The 22,303-nt window shown below is 34.9% G+C and carries 20 protein-coding genes; 7 read left to right on the top strand and 13 right to left on the bottom strand.

Translation table 11 applies throughout. From position 1 onward, the window contains the following. Window positions 1–12: 12 nt before the first annotated feature. Window positions 13–1,176 carry a thioredoxin family protein gene (locus RTY06_RS02195; protein ID WP_312822478.1) on the top strand — a complete coding sequence of 388 codons (1,164 nt, stop codon included), beginning with the start codon at window positions 13–15 and terminating at the stop codon, window positions 1,174–1,176. A 36-nt stretch (window positions 1,177–1,212) separates the two neighbouring features. Here RTY06_RS02195 and RTY06_RS02190 read toward each other — a convergent pair whose 3' ends face one another. From RTY06_RS02190 to RTY06_RS02170, 5 genes are all read right to left on the bottom strand, one after another. Beyond that, window positions 1,213–2,862 (bottom strand): DNA repair protein RecN, encoded by a 1,650-nt coding sequence (locus tag RTY06_RS02190; RefSeq protein WP_312822477.1) that lies wholly within the window; start codon window positions 2,860–2,862, stop codon window positions 1,213–1,215. Between the two features lie 31 nt (window positions 2,863–2,893). Next, the gene (locus tag RTY06_RS02185) at window positions 2,894–3,799 is read right to left on the bottom strand and encodes a DUF4835 family protein (RefSeq protein ID WP_116034559.1); all 906 of its coding nucleotides are present in this window, start codon (window positions 3,797–3,799) and stop codon (window positions 2,894–2,896) included. Window positions 3,800–3,889: 90 nt separating this feature from the next. Further along, complete coding sequence (gene coaBC, locus RTY06_RS02180) at window positions 3,890–5,083, bottom strand: bifunctional phosphopantothenoylcysteine decarboxylase/phosphopantothenate--cysteine ligase CoaBC (protein ID WP_312822476.1); 1,194 nt, start codon at window positions 5,081–5,083, stop codon at window positions 3,890–3,892. Window positions 5,084–5,192: 109 nt separating this feature from the next. Further along, window positions 5,193–5,516 carry a DNA-directed RNA polymerase subunit omega gene (locus RTY06_RS02175; protein ID WP_116034555.1) on the bottom strand — a complete coding sequence of 108 codons (324 nt, stop codon included), beginning with the start codon at window positions 5,514–5,516 and terminating at the stop codon, window positions 5,193–5,195. Window positions 5,517–5,549: 33 nt separating this feature from the next. After that, the gene (locus tag RTY06_RS02170; RefSeq protein ID WP_312822475.1) at window positions 5,550–6,542 is read right to left on the bottom strand and encodes an outer membrane protein assembly factor BamD; all 993 of its coding nucleotides are present in this window, start codon (window positions 6,540–6,542) and stop codon (window positions 5,550–5,552) included. 172 nt (window positions 6,543–6,714) lie between these two features. Here RTY06_RS02170 and lepA point away from each other — a divergent pair, with 172 nt between their 5' ends. Continuing rightward, entirely contained in the window at window positions 6,715–8,511 is a 1,797-nt protein-coding gene (lepA, locus tag RTY06_RS02165) for a translation elongation factor 4 (RefSeq protein ID WP_312822473.1), read from the top strand. A gap of 54 nt (window positions 8,512–8,565) precedes the next feature. On the opposite strand, the gene RTY06_RS02160 is transcribed toward lepA, so the two are convergent. Then, the gene (locus RTY06_RS02160; protein ID WP_312822472.1) at window positions 8,566–9,324 is read right to left on the bottom strand and encodes a hypothetical protein; all 759 of its coding nucleotides are present in this window, start codon (window positions 9,322–9,324) and stop codon (window positions 8,566–8,568) included. 97 nt (window positions 9,325–9,421) lie between these two features. Between RTY06_RS02160 and RTY06_RS02155 the strand changes: the two genes are divergently transcribed. Then, window positions 9,422–11,134, top strand: coding sequence for a M14 family zinc carboxypeptidase (locus RTY06_RS02155; RefSeq protein ID WP_312822471.1), 1,713 nt, complete (start codon window positions 9,422–9,424; stop codon window positions 11,132–11,134). 96 nt (window positions 11,135–11,230) lie between these two features. Here RTY06_RS02155 and RTY06_RS02150 read toward each other — a convergent pair whose 3' ends face one another. The 3 genes from RTY06_RS02150 to RTY06_RS02140 form a co-directional block, all read right to left on the bottom strand. Further along, window positions 11,231–12,358: an endo-1,4-beta-xylanase gene (locus RTY06_RS02150; RefSeq protein WP_312822469.1), complete on the bottom strand. Its 1,128-nt coding sequence runs from the start codon at window positions 12,356–12,358 to the stop codon at window positions 11,231–11,233. A 281-nt stretch (window positions 12,359–12,639) separates the two neighbouring features. After that, complete coding sequence (locus RTY06_RS02145) at window positions 12,640–13,056, bottom strand: putative toxin-antitoxin system toxin component, PIN family (protein ID WP_312822467.1); 417 nt, start codon at window positions 13,054–13,056, stop codon at window positions 12,640–12,642. After that, on the bottom strand, window positions 13,057–13,311 hold the full coding sequence (locus RTY06_RS02140) for a DUF6364 family protein (RefSeq protein WP_312822465.1): 255 nt from the start codon (window positions 13,309–13,311) through the stop codon (window positions 13,057–13,059). A 141-nt stretch (window positions 13,312–13,452) separates the two neighbouring features. Here RTY06_RS02140 and RTY06_RS02135 point away from each other — a divergent pair, with 141 nt between their 5' ends. Together RTY06_RS02135 and RTY06_RS02130 are read left to right on the top strand one after the other, a co-directional pair. Further along, the gene (locus RTY06_RS02135) at window positions 13,453–15,312 is read left to right on the top strand and encodes a M1 family metallopeptidase (RefSeq protein ID WP_312822463.1); all 1,860 of its coding nucleotides are present in this window, start codon (window positions 13,453–13,455) and stop codon (window positions 15,310–15,312) included. Window positions 15,313–15,448: 136 nt separating this feature from the next. Next, entirely contained in the window at window positions 15,449–16,207 is a 759-nt protein-coding gene (locus RTY06_RS02130) for a type III pantothenate kinase (protein WP_312822461.1), read from the top strand. Between the two features lies 1 nt (window position 16,208). On the opposite strand, the gene RTY06_RS02125 is transcribed toward RTY06_RS02130, so the two are convergent. The 4 genes from RTY06_RS02125 to RTY06_RS02110 form a co-directional block, all read right to left on the bottom strand. Continuing rightward, window positions 16,209–16,640: a nucleoside deaminase gene (locus RTY06_RS02125; RefSeq protein WP_312822459.1), complete on the bottom strand. Its 432-nt coding sequence runs from the start codon at window positions 16,638–16,640 to the stop codon at window positions 16,209–16,211. Beyond that, window positions 16,641–17,066 carry an Rrf2 family transcriptional regulator gene (locus tag RTY06_RS02120; RefSeq protein WP_312822457.1) on the bottom strand — a complete coding sequence of 142 codons (426 nt, stop codon included), beginning with the start codon at window positions 17,064–17,066 and terminating at the stop codon, window positions 16,641–16,643. 118 nt (window positions 17,067–17,184) lie between these two features. Continuing rightward, on the bottom strand, window positions 17,185–18,738 hold the full coding sequence (locus tag RTY06_RS02115) for a G-D-S-L family lipolytic protein (RefSeq protein WP_312822456.1): 1,554 nt from the start codon (window positions 18,736–18,738) through the stop codon (window positions 17,185–17,187). A 14-nt stretch (window positions 18,739–18,752) separates the two neighbouring features. Then, window positions 18,753–19,997 carry an outer membrane protein transport protein gene (locus RTY06_RS02110; RefSeq protein WP_312822455.1) on the bottom strand — a complete coding sequence of 415 codons (1,245 nt, stop codon included), beginning with the start codon at window positions 19,995–19,997 and terminating at the stop codon, window positions 18,753–18,755. Between the two features lie 377 nt (window positions 19,998–20,374). Here RTY06_RS02110 and RTY06_RS02105 point away from each other — a divergent pair, with 377 nt between their 5' ends. Beyond that, window positions 20,375–21,844 carry a regulatory iron-sulfur-containing complex subunit RicT gene (locus RTY06_RS02105; protein ID WP_312822454.1) on the top strand — a complete coding sequence of 490 codons (1,470 nt, stop codon included), beginning with the start codon at window positions 20,375–20,377 and terminating at the stop codon, window positions 21,842–21,844. Beyond that, window positions 21,837–22,298: a gliding motility lipoprotein GldH gene (locus RTY06_RS02100; RefSeq protein WP_312822453.1), complete on the top strand. Its 462-nt coding sequence runs from the start codon at window positions 21,837–21,839 to the stop codon at window positions 22,296–22,298. Before RTY06_RS02105 ends, RTY06_RS02100 begins: the two co-directional genes overlap by 8 nt. Window positions 22,299–22,303: the final 5 nt, after the last annotated feature.

Below are 22,303 nucleotides of genomic sequence, written 5' to 3'. Positions count from 1 at the left end.
ACTATTAAAACAATGAAAAAACTCTTCCTTCTTTTAACATTCATATCATCATTATTATATTTTTCTCAAGGAATCGTTTTTGAAAACTCTGATTTCAAATCTATAGTAGCTAAGGCTAAAAAAGAAAATAAGATCATCTTCTTAGATTCTTACACAACTTGGTGTGGACCATGTAAACTGATGGCTAAAAACATTTTTACGCTACAATCTGTGGGAGATTATTATAATAGCAATTTTATAAATGCCAAAATAGATATGGAAAAAGGCGAAGGTATAGAGTTGGCGAAGAAATTCAAAGTGACGGCATATCCTACTTATCTTTTTATAGATGGTAATGGAGAAGTGGTGCATAGGACTTTGGGATATGTGGAAGAAAAAGATTTCCTTCAATTTGCTAAAGATGCTCAAGATCCTAAAAGAAGAATCGGAGCTTTGAAAAAACAATTTGAAGATGGTGAAAAAGAGCCTGGTTTTCTTAAAAACCTTGCAGAACTTACAATTTATACAGAACCAGATTTTACGGCTAAAGTGTTAGATCGTTATTTCTCAACCAAAAATAACCTGGACAAAGAAGATGTTCAACTTTTACTAAATGCTATAAGTAATACAGAATCTCCATTGTATCAACTTTTTGAGTCTAAAAAAGCGGACATCGTGGCTGTAGTTTCTGAGGCTACTTATAATAAAATTAATAATAATCTGAAACTTAAATCAATCTCGACGAAGGCTTATAACAAGGAAACAAAATCTTATAATGATGAATTGTTCTTGAAAGAAGCAGAAAAAGTAGTGGGAAAAGAAGAGGCAACCAAATATATTTTATCTCAAAAAGCAGGTACAGCATTTAGAAATAAAGATATTCCTACTTACGAAAAACTGATGTTAGAACTCTATAAAGATTACACAACAGCTTCTTCTATGGCTCTCAATAGTGCTGCTTGGAATTTCTTCGAAAATGTCTCTACACAGTCATCTTTACAGACCGCTTTACTTTGGGCGCAAGAGTCTGTTAAAAAAGATGAAAACTATGCAAACACCGATACGTTAGCGAATCTGTATAACAAAACAGGAAATAAAAAAGATGCTAAAGTCTGGGCGCAAAAATCAATAGAGCTTGCCAAAAAATCGGGTGAGAATTATGAAGACACAGAAAAACTACTGAATAGTATTAAATAGTATCAATAAAAAACCAAAACAGTCTGTTTTGGTTTTTTATTTTATAAGTTCTTTAGCTTGAGAAATAGCAGCATCTGTAATCTTAGAACCGGAAATCAACTGAGCAATTTCGTTCAGTTTTTCATTTTCTGATAATTTTACAATAGTGGTTTTTGTAATAGCATTTTCATCAAATTTCACCACTTTGTAATTCTGGTTTCCTTTGGCAGCAACTTGCGCCAAGTGCGTGATAACAATCAATTGAAGATCCTGAGCCATTTCCTGCATTAGTTTTCCCATTTCTTCAGCAATTCTTCCGGAAACTCCGGTGTCAATTTCATCAAGAATCAATGTAGGAAGGGCATTATTCTGTGCCATTATTTTTTTGATGGCGAGCATTACCCTAGAACGTTCTCCACCCGAAACTGCACCTTGGATAGGTTTCAAAGGGAATCCTGAATTGGCCTGAAACAAAATTTGAATATTATTTTTTCCGTGAAGATTATAAGCAGAAGAATCTGTTAATTCTATTTTCAGGATAGCTTTTTCTAGACCTAGTTTTGCGAAAATTTCTTTCGCTTGATTTTCAAGATCCGAAGAAAATTTCTTTCTGTTTTCTGATAATTTTTGACTTAGAGATTGGAGCTCTTTTTCAATCAGTTTAAGGTTTTTCTCTTTTTCTTCGATTTGACTTTCAATCGTTTCAAGAGAGTTTTGGCTAGAGGATAGCTCTTCTCTTATTTCCAAAAGCCCAGTGATGTCATTCACTTGATGTTTTAGAAAAAGTGAATTCAGCCGGTTGACTGTCATTAGCAAAGCTTGCAAAAGATTCGGGTCGATCTCCAGATTTTCAGCTTTGTTTTCGATTTCCGTATTAATGTCTTTCAGTTCCAGATAAGCGGTTTCCAACCTTTGGCTGAGGTCTTGATATTCAGAAGATAATTCGGAAAGCTTATTCAACTTGTTTTTAGCTTCAAAAATATTAGATAAAACGCCAAAATCATCCTGATTCAGTTTTGATAATATTTCAGAAAGATTTTCACTGATTTGTCCTGCATTTTCTTGAATATTGAGTTGATTCTGAATCTCTTCAAAATCAAGATCAACCAATTGCATTTCTTCCAATTCGGAAAGGAGGAAGTTTTTGTAATCAGATTCTTTATTATTTTCGGCAAGAGCAGATTTCAGCTGCTCAATTTCTCTTTTGGTATTCTGATAACTAGAGTAATAATTTTGGTAATCGGACAACAATGATTTGTTTTTTGCCAATCCGTCCAGAATTCCAAACTGAAATTCTTCTGTAAAAAGATTAGAGGTTTCAAACTGAGAATGGATGTCAATCAATCTAGAAGACAATTCCTTCAAAATATCCAGTGTTACAGGAACATCATTGATGAAAGCTCTAGATTTTCCGCTGGGTAAAATTTCTCTTCTAATGATGCTTTGCTCTTCAAAATCGAGATCATGATCATCGAAGAATTCTTTGAAATTCTTATTGATTTGGAATTCGGTTTCTACGATACTTTTGGCGTCAGATTTAGCAAAGGATTTAACATCGGCTCTTTCGCCCATTATCAAACGGAGAGCGCCAAGAATGATAGATTTTCCCGCGCCAGTTTCTCCGGTAATAACTTGTAGTCCGTTTTTTAAATCGATGTCTAATTGATCGATTAACGCAAAATTTTGAATGAAAATTCTAGAAAGCATAATAAAATTAACAATTAGCAATTAAAAATTGTTATTTCCACTTATTCCATTTGCTATCAATATCTTTTGGAGCTAATGTAGACATCAAAGTTTTGAGTTCGCTGATGTTGACAGATGCATTGTTCCCCGTATCAAAAATGTTGAATATCTCTGTACTTTTACTTTCCATGAAAACACCGAAAGCATAATTCATCTGAAAATTATTCTCATAGAACTTAAGCTGCATCAGAGATTCTGCAATCGTTTTCTTAGCTGGCCCCTGATCTGGTTTTGCCAAATTATCTAGACCCGAACGATGATAGCTGTAATAAACAGTTCGCAAGGTAGATGTGTTTTCGTTTTGTAAGCCAGAGATCAAAGAACCTCTATTTCTTTGACTTTCTATCTGGTTCCAACCTTCATAGTTTTGATTCTGAGAGTTTTGAGCAATTTTGAAAGCTTTGTCAAACCAAGGTTGTCCTCCTTTTAACTGAAAGCTGTCGCCATCATAACCTAATATGGTGTAGATATAAAAACTGATGACATCGATGAGGTTTTTGCCAGAGAACTGTCTCTCGTTGAAGATCAAATTCTCGTTTTCGTTGTATTCAAAAGAAAAACTAGTGTCGTTGATATTCATCAAAGGCGTTTCGTATTGAGAATTGAAAACCGGCCTGGTTGCTTGGACTACAAGCGAACCTTTGAAGCTGTTATTGGACGGACGATCCGAAATGACAATGGCAAAATTGCATTTGATCTTTTCAAAATTCTGAAGTTTTTTGCCGGTCCAACTGGTATTGTTGATGAAATCTCGCAGTCCTTTTTCCAATGTTCGGAAAACCTGTGTATTACTTCCTGCTATCTGTTGATTATTAATCTGCACATTCGCCAAAAGCTCTTGCGAAAAAGCTGTTTGTGAGAAAAGTAAAGCGCAAATTATATAAAGTAGTTTTTTCATTCAAATAAAAATGTTTGTAAAAATAAGGATTCTTAGTCAAAAAAATAATCCCAACTAGGACAAAATAATAACGGAAAACTATTGTTTTTGTTACAATTTTTCTTCAATAAAATTCAAGATGTCTTTTGCAACTTCTTCTTTTGATTTCAAAGAAAAAGATTGTTCCTCGGTTGGTGTGAAAAATTTGACTTTGTTTGTCGGATTTGCAAAACCTGCGCCTTCATCTCGAAGAGAATTAAGAACGATTAAATCCAGATTCTTCTTCACCAATTTTACTTTAGCATTTTCTTCTTCATTCTGAGTTTCTAAAGCAAAACCAACCAAAAATTGATTTTTTTTTTGTTCACCCATTGTTCTGAGAATGTCTTTGTTTTTAACCAATTCTATCGTTAATTCGTTCTCGTTTTTCTTGATTTTTTCTGTTGCTTTTACTTTCGGAGTATAATCTGCAACGGCGGCACTCATAATAGCAACATCTATATTTTCATAATATTTGAAAACTTCATCAAACATTTCTTGCGCTGAGGTTACTTTGTGAAGTGTAATATTTTTACTATCTATTTTTTGAGAAGAAGGTCCAGAAATTAGAATCACTTTTGCGCCTCTCTTTGCCGCTTCTTTTGCTAAATCAAATCCCATTTTACCGGAAGAATGATTTCCGATGAATCTTACTGGATCTATATTTTCATAAGTTGGGCCAGCCGTAATCAAGAATTTTTTACCGACAAATGTTTCTTTAGCTTCATCAAACTGGTTTTTAATAAAAGAAAAAATCGTTTCCGGCTCTGCTAATCTACCTTGTCCAACTAATCCGCTTGCTAGTTCTCCAAATTCTGCAGGAATGATTAGATGTCCGAAACTTTCAGCCGTTTGCAAATTTTTGGTGACTGTTGGGTGAGCGTACATATCCAAATCCATTGCTGGTGCTATAACCACGGGGCATTTTGCTGACATATAAACAGCCATTAATAGATTGTCACAAACTCCAGTCGTAATCTTTGATAAAGAGTTAGCGGTACAAGGGGCTATGAGTAGTAAGTCCGCCCAAAGTGCCAATTCTACATGGTTATTCCAGGTTTTGTTTTCGTCATAAAAATCGGTGTAAACTTTATTTTTACTTAGTGTAGAAAGTGTGAGCGCAGAGACAAACTGTTCTGCTGATTTTGTCAAAATAATTTTCACTTCGGCTCCAGATTTTATAAGATCCCGAACCAGATAATTCATTTTGTATGCAGCAATTCCACCTGTAATTCCAAGGATGATTTTTTTACCTTGTAAACTCATTTTGTTTTGATTTTTATTAACGAAAGTATTAATAATTTTAATAACAAAAAAACCGTCTTATTGAACATTAATTCAATAAGACGGTTTTATATTTTTTAATGGAAAAAAATTAGTTTTTTTCTTCCGTTTTTCTGTAATAGATCTCATCATCTAGCCATTCTCTGATAGCGATAGATGTGGGTTTGGGCATTTTTTCATAATGCTTAGAGATTTCGATTTGCTCTCTGTTTTCAAAAACTTCTTCCAAAGTAGAGTTGTGAACAGCAAACTCATCCAATTTTCCATGAAGTTCAGAACGGATCTCAGCATTGATTTGCTCTGCTCTTTTACCCATGATTACGATAGCCTCATAGATGCTACCTACTTTTTCTTCGATTTTATCTTTGTCGTAAGTTATTGTACTTACTTCTGCTTTTGTATCTTTAAGGCTCATTGGACGAATTGTTTAGGGTTGCAAATATACTAATTATCTTTTAAACTTGAAAGTAGCTTGTGGTTCTGGCGAATTCACCTTTGCACTGTCTCTTCTTGCTTGATCTGCAGAGTTTTCCATCTTAGCTTGATGTTTTTCCTGAGCTAATTCTTTTTTCTCGTTTTCCTTAGCTTCAGCATTTTTAACTTTCTCTTCGTATTCTGCTTTTCTTTTTTCTACTTCTACTTGCAAAGCTGCGAATTTAACTTTTTCAGCTTCTAGTTTTGCAGATAAATCATCCGCTGTTTTAGAATATTCAGTATTTGGAAGTTCTGTAGAAACTCTTTTTGCGTAGGCAATTGCGTTATCTAATCTTTCTTTTTTAAGATCATAAATAGAATTGATTGCCAGTTCGTATTTCGATTTCAAAATGATATCGTAGATTTTCGGTCTTAGCTTGGTTGCTGGAAAGTCTTCCAAAACATTTTCGAAAGTTACAGCTGCAGCTTTGTACTCTGCCATTTTGAAGTATTGCTTAGCATTTTCAAAAGCTTTGAACTCCAATTTGTAAGTTAGCTCATCTACAAGCTGAGTGATGTTTTTGGAACGTTCAGAATCTGGATAATCATTCAAAAAGTTTTGTAGTTCTGTGATTGCTGATTCGGTATTACTTTGATCCAGATTATATTGCAAAGATCCTTCGTAATAACAAAGAGCTGACAAATAAGCTGCTTCTTCTTTTCTAGAATCCTGAGGGAAACTGATAACAAAGTTCTTGAATTGGTTGGCTGCCAATCTATAGTTTTTATCATAGTAATTAGCATAAGCTGAATTGAAGACAACGTTAGGTGCATCGTCTGTTCCAGCTACAAGGTTTGGCAATCTGTCGTATAATGCCAAGGCATCTGACCATTTTTTCTTTGCAAATTTTTCGTTAGCAACTTTCAAGATAAAATCTTTGTCCGCACTCTTCATCGCTCTGTCCATTTCTGTCTTACAAGACAATAGAATGACAGACATCAACATCAAACTAATATATTTCTTCATGTGTAATCGTCAGAATATTCTGATATATTGAATATTATTAAGTTGCAAAAATAAAACTTTTTTCATCAATCTATTTATTTTATGAAATATTAACGTTTTTCTCCCAACATCTACCTTCTATCATCTAACATCTCAATAAAAAATGTATTTTTGCAAATTACAAGGATTTTAAATGAAAAATATCAGGAATTTCTGCATCATTGCACATATCGATCACGGTAAGAGTACATTGGCAGATCGTCTTTTAGAATATACCAACACTGTTACCCAAAGAGAATTGCAGTCGCAGACTCTGGATGACATGGATTTGGAAAAAGAACGTGGAATTACGATCAAGTCTCACGCGATTCAAATGGATTATGAATATAAAGGAGAAAAATTTGTCCTTAATCTTATCGATACACCGGGGCACGTAGATTTTTCTTACGAAGTTTCTCGTTCCATTGCGGCTTGCGAAGGAGCTCTTTTGATAGTAGATGCGGCACAAAGTATCCAGGCACAGACTATTTCCAATCTATATTTAGCTTTAGAGAATGATTTAACGATTATTCCTATTCTTAATAAAATCGATTTACCTTCTGCAAACCCAGAAGAAGTGACAGATGAGATTATGAATCTTATCGGATGCGAATATGAAGATGTTTTGAGAGTGTCTGGAAAAACGGGAGAAGGTGTTCATAATTTGTTAGAACAAATTGTGGAAAGAATTCCTGCACCAGTTGGAGATCCAGAAGCTCCACTTCAAGCTTTGATTTTTGATTCGGTTTACAATCCTTTCAGAGGAATTGAAGCTTATTTCAAAGTGGTCAACGGAAGTATTTCTAAAAACGAAAAAATTAAATTCTTTGCAACAGGCAAAGAATATGGCGCTGATGAAGTTGGGACTTTGAAACTGAAACAAGTTCCGAAGAAAACCATAGAATGTGGTGATGTAGGTTATATTATTTCTGGAATCAAAGATGCTCGTGAAGTAAAAGTTGGTGACACAATTACTTCTTTTGATAAGCCAGCGGCAGCTCCTATAGAAGGTTTTGAAGAAGTAAAGCCAATGGTTTTTGCAGGGATTTATCCTATCGAGTCTGAGGATTTTGAAGAGTTGAGATTCTCTTTAGAAAAATTAAGATTGAATGATGCTTCTCTAGTTTTCGAACCGGAAAGTTCTGCGGCGCTTGGTTTTGGTTTCCGTTGTGGATTCTTAGGAATGTTGCATATGGAAATCGTCCAGGAGCGTTTGGATAGAGAGTTCAATATGAACGTTATTACAACAGTTCCCAACGTTTCTTATCACGGATATTCCAAAAAAGAACCAGAAACGGCAATCTTGATTAATAATCCGTCTGAAATGATGGATCCTACAACAATGGATCGTGTAGAAGAACCTTTCATCAAAGCATCTATCATTACAAAATCCGATTTTGTTGGTCCAGTTATGACACTTTGTATCGAGAAGCGTGGCGAAATAGTAAACCAAAGTTATTTAACTTCTGAAAGAGTAGAGTTAGTTTTCAATATGCCTTTGGCAGAAGTTGTTTTCGATTTCTATGATAGATTGAAATCAATTTCCAAAGGTTATGCGTCTTTTGATTATCATCCGATTGGTTTCCGAGCTTCTAAGTTGGTGAAAATGGACATCTTGATCAACGGAGACATGGTAGATGCATTATCTTCATTGATTCACGATTCCAACGCTTATCACATTGGTAAAAAAATGTGTGAAAAACTTCGTGAATTGATTCCGAGACAACAGTTTGATATTGCTGTTCAAGCAGCTCTTGGGACGAAAGTTATCGCTAGAGAAACTATTAAAGCTTTAAGAAAAGATGTGACTGCAAAATGTTACGGAGGTGATATTTCCAGAAAGCGTAAACTTCTCGAAAAGCAGAAAGAAGGTAAGAAAAAGATGAAACAAATTGGTCGTGTAGAAGTTCCTCAATCAGCATTTATGGCTGTTTTGAAACTTAACGATTAGAACTAATTCAATCTTTAATAGATATAATCCACAGGAATTTTTCTGTGGATTTTTTTATTCATAACGTTTATCTCTTTGATTTTTTATAATGTTCTCATCAATAGAAATTTCAAATTCTTTAGAAGAGGCATTGTAAAATTTCATTTTTGCTTTTCGTTTTGTTCCTGATTTAAAATAAGGATAAGCGTAAATTAAAATCTCATTTGGTTTTAATTCAAAATAAGAATAAGAATCGCTTCCAATCCCACAAATCATATAATTGCTGTTTCTTGTAAAATAAAACTTTTCTAAATTATCATCATAAATATATAAAGCTGTACTTTTCGATTCGGTCGGAATTCTTAAGATTTTATCACAAATATTTTTAATAAAAACAGGAAAAGCATAATATTTCTTAATGACTTTTGTATCGTAATCTTCCTTGTAAAGTGGAATAGTATCATTTTCTTTAACAATGAATTGAAGATTTTTATTTGATAATGAGTCCAAAGAATTATCATTTTTAGAATATAAAAATGGAAATTTCTCGTTTCTAAAGAAAGGATTTTTATCTTTTTGAATGGAATCTTCCAATTTTTGCATTCTAAGAAGATAGTCTTTCTCAGACTCACTAAAATATGGAGGCGGAGGCGGAGGTTCTAAAAGATTCCGGTAATATTTAACATCAATATTAGATTTGATTTTCCCGATATAAATCAAATTTTCTCCTTCTTCATTACTGTCTTCATTGAATTCCTGAGTTTTCATTTTGGTTTCTTTCGGAAAAGTCAACACAATATCATCTGCAAAAGTTTTTTCTTTTGAGCAACTCATTAATAAAAATGAAATCAATAAAAAATAAAAAGTCTTTGCCATAATAGCTTTTCTCAAATTTATAAAAATTTATCATCCGATTCTTTACATTTGTACTATGAAAAATCTCTCCATCCTATTCATCCTAATTTCGGTTTTCGGCTATTCTCAAATCCAAACACCTTACGAAAAAGGCAACGGTAATCAAACTACGACTTTTGATGAAATGCGAAAGTTCTATCAGGAATTATCAAAACAATATCCGTCAATCAGTTACGAAACTAAAGGCGAAGATGACAACGGCGCACCAATCGATGTTGTGATTTTCAATCCAACCAAACAAAGTTTCGAAGAAGCCAGAAAAGGAAAATCGGTTTTGTTTGTCAATAACGGGATTCATCCAGGAGAACCAGACGGAATTGATGCAACAATGATGTTAATGAGAGATTTAGCAACTGGAAGAATCAAAGCGCCGAAGAACGTTATTTTCACAGCAATTGCAAGTTATAACATCAGCGGAATGATGAACCGAGGAAGTTTTTCCAGAGCTAATCAAAATGGTCCTGAAGAATATGGTTTCCGTGGAAATGCTCGAAATTATGATTTAAACCGAGATTTCATCAAAACGGATTCTAAAAATTCCAGAAGTTTTCAGCAGATTTTTCAATGGCTGAAACCTGATGTTTTTATTGATAATCACGTTAGTAATGGTGCAGATTATCAATATACCTTCACATATATTTCGACCAACAAAGAACGATTGGGAAATGTTTTGGGCAATTATTTCAATGACGAAATGCAGAGAACGCTTCTAAAAAATATGGAGAAAAAAGATGTGATTTCTGTTCCTTATGTCAATATTCACGGCGATGTTCCGGATGGCGGTTTTCCTGCTTTTGTAGATTCGCCGAGATATGCGACGGGTTACACGACTTTGTTCAATTCCATCGGAACGGTTGTGGAAACGCATATGCTGAAACCTTACAAAGACCGTGTGAAAGTCACTTACGATTATATGGTTGATAATCTGAATTACATTGATGAAAATTACAAAACCATTCAGCAAAAACGAGCCGAAAATCTGAAACAATACAAAGTCGGAAACCGATATGCTTTAGCTTGGAAACTCGATTCTACAAAATATGAAAATCTAGATTTCAAAGGTTTTGAAGCCAAATATAAACCAAGCGATATTTCCGGAAAAACCAGACTTTGGTACGACAGAAATTCCAAGTTTTCAAAGTCTGTCAAATTTTATAATACTTATGTTCCGGCAAAAGAAATCACGATTCCAAATTATTATGTCATTCCACAATCCGAATGGAAAATCATCGATTTGCTGAAACTCAACCAAGTCAAAATGATTCCAATCAAACAGGATTCGACGATTGTGGTGGAGCAATACCGAATCAAAGATTTCAAAACTCTTCCGAGTCCTTACGAAGGTCATTATCTGCATTACGACACATTTGTGACCAAAGATTCTGGTAAAGTAAAGTTTCGAGCTGGCGATTTTTTCGTTCCGTTAAATCAAGAAGGTGTGAAATTTCTGTTAGAAACTTTGGAACCAGAAGCCGTTGATTCCTATTTCAACTGGAATTTCTTTGATGCGATGTTGGGTCAGAAAGAATATTATTCGCCTTACGTTTTCGAAGATACAGGGAGCCAGCTTCTGAAAGACAATAAAGCTTTGAAAACCGCTTTCGAAATGGAAAAATCGATTAATCCGAAATTTGCCGAAGACGGCGAGGCGCAACTGGATTGGGTTTACAAGCATTCCAGATATTACGAAAAGACGCATCGTCTTTATCCGGTTTTTAGGATTAATTAAATTTAAAATAAGACTATTCTCTGGCAGATTAAGCTGATTTTGCAGATTAATATCGTTAAAAATCTGCTTAATCTGCCAAATCAGCGAGATACAAATCTATTTCTTAGGAACTTCAAGCACTTTCAACAAAGCTTTTTTCGGATTTCCATTTCTGTTCCAAAGTAATGGGTAATTGGTTCTTCCAGGAATTGGATAATCGTTTTTCCAGGACATTTCATCCTTGATTCCCCACGTTGTAACGCGGTCCAGTTTATCTCTTTTTTTGTAGAAAATTTGGAACAATTCCGCATATCGATTGGCTAGTTGTTCGTCCATATCTTTTGGCAATCCATTGGTGTAAGGGTCAAGATAAGTTTTGAATTCCTCATTCTGAAACTGCTTGTGCAAAAATGCCTGACCAATGATTTGTCCTTCCTTTGTCACAGGCAAAACATCCACATCGATTTCCGTAATCATCACTTTGATTCCACAAGCCGCGTAAGCATCGATAGCATCTTCGATATATTGATTTTTTGGATAATTCAATCCCCAATGACCTTGGATTCCGATGCCATCAATTCGGATTCCGGCAGCTTGTAACATTTTTACCATTCGTACAATACCTTTCACTTTCTCTGGTCGCCACGCGTTGAAATCGTTGTAATATAGTTCTGTATTTGGAGAATATTTAGCAGCATATTGGAAAGACAATCTCATCAGCTCATCGCCGTCGCCAATACCTTTTACCCATCCTTCGTTTCGATAGCTACCATCATCATCAATCACTTCGTTCACAACATCCCAAGCTTGAACTTTTCCGGCATATCGGCTTGCTACTAGTTTGATATGGTCGTGCAGACGCTCTTTGGTTTGCTCTTTGGTTTTTTGAGTTCCATCTTCATTTTTAAAGAACCAGTCCGGCGTTTGATTTTTCCAAACCAAAGTATGCCCTAAGATAAACATCTTATTTTTCAAACCAAATTCCACAAAAGCATCCGCCTGCGAAAAATCGAATTTCCCGGGAAGTGGATTCACAACTTCAGCTTTCATACAGTTTTCTGGCGTGATGGTGTTGAAGTGTTTCAGAACAATAGCCTGTTGTTTTTTATCTTTTCCGCTCACGATGTCGTGGTTCACAGCAGTTCCGATTTTGAACGCTTTGGAATAAGCATCTTTGAACTTCACATTCTGAGAAAAACTAACGGAATAAATTAAAACACTAAATATGATAAGGCATTGTCTCATAAACTCGAATATTGATTTATCTAAATATAGAAAAATAAAATAAACGTAAAATTGACATTTATTTCAATGCTTTGAATGGTTGATGGTGCTTAATATCAGTTTGTTGAGTTTTTTTTGGTTGATTAATTTCAAGTTTTAGTTTTCCCAAAAGTTATTATGAATAGACGATATGATTTTTAAGTTGAGATTGAGTAAAGTTGAATTTAAAGAAGTATTAATCGTTGAATTTTATGTTAAGTAATAACTTTTATTTGGGTCTTAAGATTTTTGTTTAATACTAATTACTTTTTTAATGTCTGTAAAAATTCCTCAGCATTCATCACAGGAATTAGAGCATTTTTAAAATCCTTTTCGTTTCTGGTGATGATGACATTACAATTAGAAGCCAGCGCACTGAAATATTGCATTGCATCTTCAAAATCTTTGAAATCAGAATGAATAGCTTTCTCCACCACTTCGTCATCCATCACTGACATCGAACATAAAAGCTTGAATTTCCTAATTTTCTCTAATGCAATTTTGGAATTTTCATATTTTGCCAAGACATAAAAAACATTAGAAATAGAACTTGGTGAAGTGTAAACTTGGATTTTCTTCTTATCCGCTAAAGTCATAATTTTTGCGGATGATTCATAAAAACCTTCTCTTTCTCCAAGAAAATCTATGATAATATTGGTGTCCAAAAATACCTTTTTCATCTACTGATATTTTTTATCCAAATTGTCTGCATATTCATCTCTTAGGTTTTTCCAATCCAAATTTGCAGGCACACTTTTTCCACTGGAGATGCTTTTCACAAACGGTGAAATCTCAAAATCATCATTTTGTTCACGAGTAATTGAATCAAGATAATTTTCAATAAGCCTCGATAAGCTAACCTTCTTTTTAGATGCATAAGTTTTAGCTCGTTCGATAACGTTTTCATTTAATTTTAAAGTGAGTTTGGAATCCATAAAAACAATTTTACGTACAAATATAAAAAATTAATACGTAAGAATTAAATTTTGATTTTGTATGAAACTTGCCATTCAACAAAAACTTAGTATTTTTGGTAAAATTATTATAACAAACCTTTTAGGTTTAATCATAAATCTATGAAAAAACTGAAATTCTCTTTATTCTCAATTCTTTTTTCTCTCATCTTATCGGCTCAGCAAAATCCTTATTACCAGCAGTATGCTAAATACAAAATGGATATTGATGTAGATGCTGCCAATTTCACATATCAAGGAAAACAGACTCTGGATTATAAAAACAATTCGCCAGACGAGTTGAAAGTGGCTTATTTTCATTTGTATTGGAACGCTTTCAAAGCAGGTTCTATGATGGACCAGCGTGTGCAGTCTCAAGGTGTGAATGCGGACGGAAGATTGGCAAAAAGAGTGGGGAATACAGTGGTTTCCAGATTGTCAGAGATTCCTAAAAATGAAGAAGGCGCACAAAATATCCGTTGGATAAAGCAGAACGGAAAAGATTTGAAATTCGAGATTCAGGGAACTGTGATGAAGGTTTTCTTGGCAGAAGCAATTAAACCAAATTCTTCCACCACTTTTACAATGGAATGGGATGCGAATATCCCAATGCAAATCCGAAGAGCTGGAAAAAACAACCGTGAAGGTGTCGATATGACAATGACGCAATGGTACCCGAAAATCGCTGAATATGATTATGACGGCTGGGCAGCGTTTGATTATGTTGGAAGAGAATTTCACGCTCCATTTTCTGATTACGAAGTGAATATCAAAATTGATAAAGATTATGTCATTGGAGCTGGTGGAAATCTCGAAAATCCGACAGAAGTAAAAGGTTATGATAGCAGTGCAACGATAAAACAAGATATTTCTAATAAAGTGACTTGGAAATGGACAGCGAAAAACATTTTGGATTTTGCTTGGGCAGCTGACAGAGATTATTCGGTAGAGAGTTTCCCGATTTTGGATGGGCCAAAAGTTTACTTGGTTTACCAAAAATCTGAAAAAACAAAATATTGGTCGGAAATGAAACCATACATCACCAAGTATTACCAATTGATGAATGCGACTTTTGGACGTTACAAATGGCCTAGTTATTCATTCATACAAGGTGGTGATGGCGGAATGGAATATGGAATGTGTACGATGATTTTAGGCGAAGCAAATTCAGTAGAAGGACTTTCCGGATTGATGTTCCACGAAGGTGCGCATTCTTGGTTTCAGCAGATGTTGGCAACCAACGAAAGTGTGAGACCTTGGATGGATGAAGGCTTTACGCAGTATGCAGAAGATTTTGTTTCTTACAGATTATTCCCGCCAAGAGAATCACAACCGAATCCATTTGTTGGTGCTTTGAAAGCGTATGCTAATTTCGCAAAATCGGGCAAAGAAGAACCTGCAGTTTGGTTGGGTGACCATCACGATAATGGAACGGCTTATACTTATGCAAGTTACATCAAAGGAGAGACGTTTTTGGTGGAATTAGGTTACATTGTTGGAGAAGAAAATCTGAGCAAAATTATGCTGAAATATTATGACGAGTGGGCAATGAAACATCCAACAGAAAGAGATTTCATTCATATTGCGCAATTGATTTCAGGAATGGATTTGAAATGGTTTCAGCATTATTGGATTAATACAACCAAAACTATTGATTACGGTATCAAGAATGTGAAATATGATCCACAATCTACCACAATTACTTTGGTGAATAAAGGAGGTGTTCCAATGCCGATTGACTTCAGTATTTTGACAAAAGACAAAAAAGTTATCAATTATAACATCCCATTGAATCTGACCAGAGTTTGGAAAACCAAAGATATTTATGGTAACATTCAGACTTTGCCATTTTGGGCTTGGACTCAGCAGGAATATAGCTTTACGATTCCTTATACCAAATCTCAGTTGTCAGCAATGGGAATTGATTTCAGCCAAAGATTAGCAGACGTGAATACTGAGGATAATTATTTGGAAGTGAAGTAAATTCAAGAGACAATAATAAAGTTAAAAGAAGCAAGTCGAGGAGAATCCGAAGGATTCAATATCAGTAGCCGTAGGTGAAACCTATGGAACGTGGCAAAACCTGGTTTTTGAAATTAAATCTGAAATTAAGAAAATAATGAACAGCATCGTAATTAATATAGGTAATACCAATATCCGTTTCGGATTGTTCGATGGTGACAATTGTGATATCTCTTGGGTCATCAATACAAAACCTTACAAGACGACGGATGAACTTTTTGTTCAGATTCTGATGCTTTATCAGACTTACAAAATTGAAGTTGATAAAATTGATAAAATTATCATTGGCTCTGTTGTTCCTCAATTAACAAAAGTGGTGAGCAGTGCTGTTAAGAAAATTCATCAAAAAGTACCAATCATTGTTGATAGAAATACACCTTCTGCAGTAACTCCCAAATCTAAACAAGTAGGAACGGATATCTACGCCAATCTTGTTGCGGCGCATCATCTTTACCCAAGTCAGAAGAAAATTATTTTGGATTTCGGAACGGCTCTTACCGCAAGTTGTTTAGCTGAAAATGGAGAATCACTTGGTGTAATTATTGCGCCTGGAATTATCACGTCTCTTAACAGTTTGATAAAAGGAACTGCTCAACTACCAGAAATCGAATTGGTGAAACCAAAATCAGTTTTGGGACTGGATACGATTACTTGTATGCAAAGCGGAATGGTTTATGGTTATCTGGGGATGGTAGAAGGTTTTATTGATAGAATTAATGATGAGGTTAATGACGATTGTTTTGTAATTGCAACAGGCGGTGTGAGTCACGTTTATAAACCTTTGACTGATAAAATCAACATTGGTGACAGATTACATACTTTGAAAGGATTGTATTTTCTCGGTAAGGACTTGTAAACTATCTTTTATTTTTGAAAAAAGTTTTAACAATTTCGGAACATTCGTTCTCCAAAATTCCGGTTACGACTTCAGTTTTCGGATGAAGAGATAAGTTTTTATTAATGAAACCTCTCTGTGCATCTCTAGCGCCAATTACAACTTTAGAAATTTGTGACCAAGCTAAAGCTCCGGAACACATCACGCAAGGTTCTAATGTCACATACAAAGTACAATTTTGAAGATATTTCCCACCCAAAAAATTAGCAGCTGAGGTTATAGCTTGCATTTCTGCGTGAGCGGTCACATCATTTAGGGTTTCGGTAAGATTGTGAGATTTTGCAATGACTCTGTCATTTGAAACAATGATGCATCCAACAGGAACTTCGTCTTTTTCTAATGCTTTTTCGGCCTCTTGCAAAGCCATTTTCATAAAATATTCGTCTGTGAACATTTAGATTGGAGATTTATCAGACTTGGTCATATCAGCAATGCTTGTGTCCAAAAGCGGCAGCATATTATCACGAACACAGATTAATAATTTTCTAATGCTGCAAGTAGCTTCATCAGTGCAATCGGCGCATTTTTCATAAAAATTGAGAGAAGCGCAAGGTAACATTGCAACTGGACCGTCCACAATTCTGATGACGTCAAGAACTTTGATATCGGCAGGATCTTTCATAAAAGTGTAACCACCTTCAGCGCCTCTTTCGCTTTTAAGGATTTTGTTTTGCTTGAGTTCTCTTAGGATTTGTTCCAAGAATTTAAGAGGAATACGTTCGCTCTCCGAAATTTTTTTTGCAGAAAATAAAGAAGCGTTGTCTTTGCGGTTAAGAAACAGCAAAGTTTTGATAGCGTATTTGACTCTTTTTGAAAGCATTGTTTAATCTTGCGAGTGTAAAAATAATCAAAATTTTATATTTTGAAAATTATTATTAATATTCAAACAAAAACCGCTCCTAAAAAAGAAACGGTTTTGTGTTAATATTTTAATTTAATTATGGGAAGGTAACTCCGGAATAAGAATTTGGACTTACCATTGGTAGATTCGATTTGTATTTGGTATTAATTGCTTTTAAGAATTCATTAGCAATAATAGCATAACCTCTTCCTGTTGGGTGTACACCATCTAGAGAAAAAGTTCCTCCTGTTACAAAAGTTGCGGTATATTTTACACCATCGTATTGAAGGCCTGAGGTCGAATTGAGTTCAACCATCTTTGCACTAGCATCAACAAAAGCTAATCCATAAGCATCTGCTAAGCTTTTGATAGACGCATTATAAGTGTCTGTGGCTGTTTTTACTTTTGCTGCTTCTGTTTTTGTTAAAGCCAATTGATCAGCTAAAGGAATTGTAACTCCTGTGATTGTCTGTGATGTAGGGCTTGGTGGTAATCCCGTTGCAGGATCTTTTCCTATCAAAGACGATGCTGGTAACAAGATGAGGTCTTCTGCAGTTGCATGTCTTGCCTGTCCATACATTGCATATTGAGGAGGTAGGAAGGCGGATATGTCTATTAAACTTTTGTCAACAATCAGTACTGGATTTTTTGCAGAAGCTGTAAGTGTTACAAATCTTGCAGGGAGACCAGCATTTGCAAGTGCACCATTTAGGACGCTGAAATTTCCATTAAGTGTAGCGGCTGAAGTTGCATTCAGCGGAACTGGATTGTAAGGGACTGTTGTAAAGTAAGGTATGGATGTTACGTATGGGATATTTGCTATAACACCTTTTGTAGATCCCACGCTTTTTAGTCCATCCAAAACTGCTTTTATAGAGGCTGCTAATACGTTAGGATCAGAGATATCATTTGATTTATACGTAGCAGGATTTGTGTTTCCATTTTGATCAGTTGCTTGACTGTATGTTGTAACTCCTCCTACGGTTTGCGAGTTTGTTCCTCCGTTGGTGGAATAAGATAGTATGTCATTTGCTCCGATCCAAAGAGAGAAGAAAGTTGGTTTTTGAGCCATTGCATCTGCTAAAACAGTAGTGGTAGCAGAAGTTGCAAATCTTACAAAATAAGGGTTAGCAGCGCCAACTTGTAAGTTAACAAGGCTTCCATATCCTGGTGTTACAAGGTGGAAAGATTTTGCACCAGGAACTCCCATGTTGTTGAAGTATTTTCCTGCTCCTCCAATAGCATCTAAAGCAGCGGCAGCAGTAGATTGTACAGGAGAAAGAGTCTTGCCTGTAACGGCGCCTGTGTAGTCTTTAACGTCTACCAACTGAAGGTTGTATCTTCCACCAAAACCAGGAAGTCCGATAAATCCTCCAATATCATTTGGCATCATTGGCTGGGAAAATTCCCCACCGTCTGCAAGTTTCATTTGAGCAGCAAGCATACTTGGGTAAGATTGACTCTGTCCACTGGAGTATAATGCACCATCTCTATATCCAGAAGTTAAGGAGTTTCCTAGAGAGACATATTTTGAAAAATCTGCTTCGCCAGTAGTTACAACCACATCTTCTGTGCTGTTATCAAAATCTGTTTCACAACTCGCTGTCAATAGAAGTGTTGCGGCCAAGGTTGATATATATAATTTTTTCATAATAGATTCAATTTTTAAAATGCGTTGTAAGATAATCCTAAACCAAAGTAAAATACATCAGCTTTTGCCTGTCCAGCAAAATTGTAATATGCATTGTTGAAAGTTCTGCTTTTTGGCATTGCATAAGCTCCGGAAATGTCAACTCCCAATTTATTGAATTTCAAACCAATACCTCCTGTGATTACATAATTATCAAAAGAAGGTGTTTCAGGGATGAAGTCTTTATCGGCATAAGGCGTCTCATCATAATACCAACCTAATCTACCAACAATTAAATCATTGAAAGCGTATTGAGTACCAACACGTACACTAGAGGTATTTTTAAAGTTTTTAGGCGTAGTTGAAACTTTAGGATTTGATGGATTAGTTGCAGCGGCTGCTGGTGCATTTTCAAATGTTAAAGTTAACTTGCTGTATCTTTCCCAACCGTGATAGTTGTAATCTGCAGAAACTAACCATTTTGGTGTAATCTTATAGGTTAAACCTAGAGTGTACTCGTCCACCAAAGGTAGCGTAGCTTTGAAGTTGTCAACGCCACCGGTGCTAACTAAGTTTAGATTTGGGTATAGCGAAGTAGGTACCATAAATGTTGCTTTTCCTTTCTTAGCTTTCATGTCTACAGGAGAACGGTATGCAACACTCACATCCCATTTATCATCTGGCTGAAAATAGAAACCAAATCCGAAACCATGACCGGTCGCGTTATCATCCAAAAGATTGAGTTGACCATTATATGCTGTTAAAGCTTTTGTCCAGTCTACTTTTCCTTTTGCATAGATATAACTGGCTCCAAAAGAAGCCCATGGAGCTAATTTTAAAGAAACCATTGGTTGGAACATATAACTTTTAAGTTCCATTTTTTGTACCATTTCTTTACCTTCCCAATCATTAGGCCATTCAATAGTACTTCCAAATGGTGTTGAGAAGCTGAAGCCGACAGAAAGATTGTCCAAAACTTTGTATGCTATAGCTGCATAAACAGGCGTTCCTAAAGGATTATCTGTTTCTGTCTGTTGTAGGGTGCTAGTGTTTTGATACGTAATCTGATTAGATATTCCAAAACCGCCGGCTGCAACACTCAGTTTCGAAGGAATGAAAGAAATTCCTGCTGGGTTGAAGAATGCAACACTTGCATCTTCTGCGTGAGCACTTGTATGAGCCATCGCCAGCTGTTTAACACCTTGTAGAGATACTCGGAAACCTCCTGCATATGTCATAACTCCGGCCGCTAATGCCATTGATATTAAAATTCGTTTCATATAATTATTATTAATGTTCCAAATTTATAATTATTTTAATAACAATTATAAAAATTATTAAAAAAAGTTAAACAATGCTATTTGTAGAATAGTTGTTTGATTTGATTTACTATTTAATGTATTGATAATGTTTGTTTTGTGATTTTTATTTAAATGTTTTTTTTATTAGTTTAATTTTAAACAATGCAATGCAAACCATATTAAAATGTTACCTATCTAATTGTTTTAATGTTAATAAATATGCGTTTCTGTTAATTATTTATCAATATTAATTATGTATTAACTAATAATTAACAAAAAAAATTTTTTAAAAGATATAATCGTCAAGCTCTAATAAAATTTATATTAACTTTGCAATCAGACATAAAAAATAAAATATGAGTTGTGGATGTAAAACATCCGGCGATTCTTCCCACTCTTGCGGTACGAAGAGTGCCAGTGGGTGCAGTAGTGTAGATACTTGTGGCAATAGTTATAAATTAAGTGTTTTTGACTGGCTTTCAGATGTTAATCCATCATCGTCGAAAAGTTCAGAATATGTGGAAGTTCGTTTTAAAAATGAACGTAAATTATATTATAGAAACGTCAACAACCTGCCTTTACATATAGGAAGTATCATTGCTGTAGAATCTAGTCCGGGTCACGATATAGGTGTAGTAAGTCTTTCTGGAGAATTGGTGAAAATCCAAATGAAAAAGAAAAACGTACACGAGGATGGGATACAAAAAGTTTATCGTCTTGCCAATCAAAAAGATGTAGAAACTTGGCAGGATCTAAGAAAAAAAGAAAACGATATCAAGGTACAAGCTCGTAAAATTGCTTACGGTCTTAATCTTGAGATGAAAATTACAGACGTTGAATATCAAGGAGATGGCTCAAAAGTTACTTTTTATTATACAGCAGACAATCGTATCGATTTTCGCCAGCTGATAAAAGAATACGCTTCTACTTTCCGCACAAAGATTGATATGAAACAAATTGGTTTCCGTCAAGAATCTGCAAAAGTAGGAGGAATTGGTTCTTGTGGAAGAGAATTATGCTGTTCAACTTGGTTAACGGATTTTCGCTCTGTGAATACCAATGCTGCGAGATATCAACAATTGAGTATCAATCCTCAAAAATTAGCAGGACAATGCGGAAAATTGAAATGTTGTCTGAACTATGAATTGGATAGTTATCTTGATGTTTTAAGAGATTTTCCTTCATCTAGCACCGTTCTGAATACAGAAAAAGGAAGAGCATTTTGCATAAAAATCGATGTTTTCAAAAAGAAAATGTGGTTTGCGTACGTAGAGAATTCTATGGCTTGGTATGATCTTGATATCTACGAAGTTCAGAAGATGATTGTAATGAACAAAAGGGGAGAAAAATCTCCGGCTTTGGAAGATCTGAAAGTGATTGAAAATAAGATGGTGACATCTGATTTGATTCAAGAAAATAGTGTGGATCGTTTCGAGAAAAAGAACAGAAAACCAAGACCAAACAATAATAATAGAGAGAGAAATAATCCGAGACAATCAGATAACAGATCGTCCAAGAAGCAGGCTGATAATAAAACTCCAAGACAAGCGGATAACAGGAATAGTTCTAATGAGCAAAAATCTTTAGAAAGCAAAGCTGGTGAACCAAAAGTTCAGACAAAAGGAAATCAAGGACAAGGTCATAAAAATCCGCGAAACGCTGATCGTAAAAATCGTCAGAACAATCAAAAGCCTACGGAAAATAAAACTGAAACTCCGAAAGCTCAAACTACAGATAATAATCAAACAACGGAAAATAAAACTCAGAAAAAACCGTTCAAGAAACCGAAAAAGAAATTTCCGCCGAAAAATGAAGGTAATGCATAGATCAATAGTTGTTTTTGTCCTATTTTTATCTTTGAGTTCCTGCCAAAATAGTAATGAAAAAATTTTGGTAAATGATGTTGGGAATCAATGGAAAAAGAATGTTCCTCAATCATTTGATTTTGAGGTCAACGATGCTCAAAATCAGAAAAATTTGATGTTTGTTGTTCGGAATAATAACGATTATCCATACAGTAATCTAAGATTGATTGCAAGCATCGAACATGATAAAAAAAAGATCTCAACAGATACTCTTAATTTTGTTCTAGCAAAGCCAAATGGAGAATGGATTGGAACAGGTTTTGGTGATACGAAAGAGATTATTTTTCAATATAAACTCAACTATAAATTTCCACAAAATGGTAATTATTCTGTCAAAGTTGTTCAGGCAATGAGAAGAAATGTATTGCCAGGAATAGAAGATATAGGAATTAAAATTCAAAACTTAAAGCCATAATTTAT

The organism is Epilithonimonas sp. (genome assembly GCF_032055105.1).
In the GTDB taxonomy this organism is placed as follows: Bacteria; Bacteroidota; Bacteroidia; order Flavobacteriales; family Weeksellaceae; genus Epilithonimonas.
Note: the sequence above shows the minus strand (reverse complement) of the source record. Positions and strands in the feature narration are given on the sequence as shown.

Coding starts and splice junctions, on each gene's coding strand:
- RTY06_RS02195 (WP_312822478.1), top strand. CDS start 13: ATGAAAAAACTCTTCCTTCTTTTAACATTCATATCATCATTATTATAT.
- RTY06_RS02190 (WP_312822477.1), bottom strand. CDS start 2,862: ATGCTTTCTAGAATTTTCATTCAAAATTTTGCGTTAATCGATCAATTA.
- RTY06_RS02185 (WP_116034559.1), bottom strand. CDS start 3,799: ATGAAAAAACTACTTTATATAATTTGCGCTTTACTTTTCTCACAAACA.
- coaBC (WP_312822476.1), bottom strand. CDS start 5,083: ATGAGTTTACAAGGTAAAAAAATCATCCTTGGAATTACAGGTGGAATT.
- RTY06_RS02175 (WP_116034555.1), bottom strand. CDS start 5,516: ATGAGCCTTAAAGATACAAAAGCAGAAGTAAGTACAATAACTTACGAC.
- RTY06_RS02170 (WP_312822475.1), bottom strand. CDS start 6,542: ATGAAGAAATATATTAGTTTGATGTTGATGTCTGTCATTCTATTGTCT.
- lepA (WP_312822473.1), top strand. CDS start 6,715: ATGAAAAATATCAGGAATTTCTGCATCATTGCACATATCGATCACGGT.
- RTY06_RS02160 (WP_312822472.1), bottom strand. CDS start 9,324: ATGAGTTGCTCAAAAGAAAAAACTTTTGCAGATGATATTGTGTTGACT.
- RTY06_RS02155 (WP_312822471.1), top strand. CDS start 9,422: ATGAAAAATCTCTCCATCCTATTCATCCTAATTTCGGTTTTCGGCTAT.
- RTY06_RS02150 (WP_312822469.1), bottom strand. CDS start 12,358: ATGAGACAATGCCTTATCATATTTAGTGTTTTAATTTATTCCGTTAGT.
- RTY06_RS02145 (WP_312822467.1), bottom strand. CDS start 13,056: ATGAAAAAGGTATTTTTGGACACCAATATTATCATAGATTTTCTTGGA.
- RTY06_RS02140 (WP_312822465.1), bottom strand. CDS start 13,311: ATGGATTCCAAACTCACTTTAAAATTAAATGAAAACGTTATCGAACGA.
- RTY06_RS02135 (WP_312822463.1), top strand. CDS start 13,453: ATGAAAAAACTGAAATTCTCTTTATTCTCAATTCTTTTTTCTCTCATC.
- RTY06_RS02130 (WP_312822461.1), top strand. CDS start 15,449: ATGAACAGCATCGTAATTAATATAGGTAATACCAATATCCGTTTCGGA.
- RTY06_RS02125 (WP_312822459.1), bottom strand. CDS start 16,640: ATGTTCACAGACGAATATTTTATGAAAATGGCTTTGCAAGAGGCCGAA.
- RTY06_RS02120 (WP_312822457.1), bottom strand. CDS start 17,066: ATGCTTTCAAAAAGAGTCAAATACGCTATCAAAACTTTGCTGTTTCTT.
- RTY06_RS02115 (WP_312822456.1), bottom strand. CDS start 18,738: ATGAAAAAATTATATATATCAACCTTGGCCGCAACACTTCTATTGACA.
- RTY06_RS02110 (WP_312822455.1), bottom strand. CDS start 19,997: ATGAAACGAATTTTAATATCAATGGCATTAGCGGCCGGAGTTATGACA.
- RTY06_RS02105 (WP_312822454.1), top strand. CDS start 20,375: ATGAGTTGTGGATGTAAAACATCCGGCGATTCTTCCCACTCTTGCGGT.
- RTY06_RS02100 (WP_312822453.1), top strand. CDS start 21,837: ATGCATAGATCAATAGTTGTTTTTGTCCTATTTTTATCTTTGAGTTCC.